The organism is Kitasatospora sp. NPDC041917, from assembly GCF_055589745.1.
In genome coordinates, this window is record NZ_JBVJBI010000114.1 from 1 (window position 1) to 1,555 (window position 1,555).

Here is a 1,555-nt window from a genome sequence, read left to right on the forward strand (position 1 = left end):
CGGCCCGCGCCCGCTCCGCCCGCGCCAGGAAGTACCGCTCCTGCTCGGGAGAATCGAACACCTCCCACCCGGACACCGGAACCTCCGGATCCCCGGCCACCACACCCAGCAACCGCACCAACCGCTCCGCCAACAGGGCCATGGTGGTGTGGTCGAAGAGGTCGGTGGCGTAGTGCAGGACGGCGAGGATGCCGGCGGGTGCGTTGGAGCCGTCACGGTTCTCGACGCAGGTCAGGTTGAGGTCGAACTTCGCGGGCGGGGTCCCGAAGGACTCGGGCTGCGCGGTGAGGCCCGGCAGCAGCAGGGTGCCCTCGTCGTTGTTCTGCAGGACCAGGAGCACTTGGAACAGCGGGTGCCGGCCCAGCGAACGCACCGGGTTCAGCTCCTCCACCAGCCGCTCGAACGGCACGTCCTGGTTGGTGAACGCCGCCAGGTCGGTGTCACGGACCCGGCCCAGCAGCTCGCCGAAGGTGGGGGCCTGCGACACGTCGGTCCGCAGCACCAGCGTGTTCACGAAGAACCCGATCACGTCGTCCAGCGCCTGGTCCGAGCGCCCGGCCACGACCGTGCCGATCGGAATGTCCGTGCCGGCGCCCAGCCTCGACAGCAGCGCCGCCAGCGCCGCGTGCAGCACCATGAACAGGGTCACCCCGTGACGGCGCGCCAACGCGTCGAGTTCGGCGTGCAGTTGGGCGTCGAGGTGGAACTCCAGCAGCTCGCCCTCGTGCGAGGCGCTGGCAGGGCGGGGGCGGTCGAAGGGCAGAGCGACCTCCTGCGGCGAGCCCTTCAGCGCCTCCGCCCAGTAGGCGAGCTGCTGGTCCATGGTCTCGGCGAGCTGATTGTGCTGCCACAGTGCGTAGTCCGCGTACTGGACCGCCAGCGGCTCCCAGACCGGCACGGAACCGGCCAGCCGGGCCCGGTAGGCCGAGGCGATGCCCGACCAGAGCGGGCCGGATGACCAACCGTCACTCGCGATGTGATGCAAAGTCAGGACGAGGACGGACTCGTCCCCGCCGAGGGTGAACAGCGCGACCCGCAGCGGGAGTTCGGAAGCCAGGTCGAAGGTGGCGAACGCCTCGGCCGAGATCCGCTCCGCCACCCCCTCCTCCGTGCACGGCTCCACCCGGAACGGCACCTCGACATCGCCGACCGGCAGAATCACCTGCCGGGGCTGACCACCGACCGTCGGGTAGACCGTACGCAGGGCCTCGTGCCGGCCCACCACGTCACCGATCGCCGCACGCAGAGCCTCGACGTCCACCGTGCCGTGCAGACGGAACGCGAACGGACTGTTGTACGTGGCGGAGGCACCTTCGAGCTGGTCCAGGAACCAGAGTCGCTGCTGGGCGAATGACAGCGGCAGCACCTCCGGCCGCGCGCCCGCCACCAGCGCCGGACGGGCCGGGCCACCGTCCTTCAGCTTCTCCACGACGCCCACGACTGTCGGGTTGCGGAACAGGTCACGGATGCCCAGCTCGGCGTTCAGGGTCGTACGGATCCGGCTGATCAGCCGCGTCGCGAGAAGCGAATGACCGCCCAGAGCGAAGAAGTTGTC

Annotated in this window: 1 protein-coding gene; it reads right to left on the reverse strand. The window is 70.0% G+C overall.

The genetic code is table 11. The features are described from left to right. On the reverse strand, positions 1-1,555 hold a 1,555-nt coding region (locus ACZ6EM_RS40400), incomplete at both ends, for a condensation domain-containing protein (protein ID WP_465774681.1).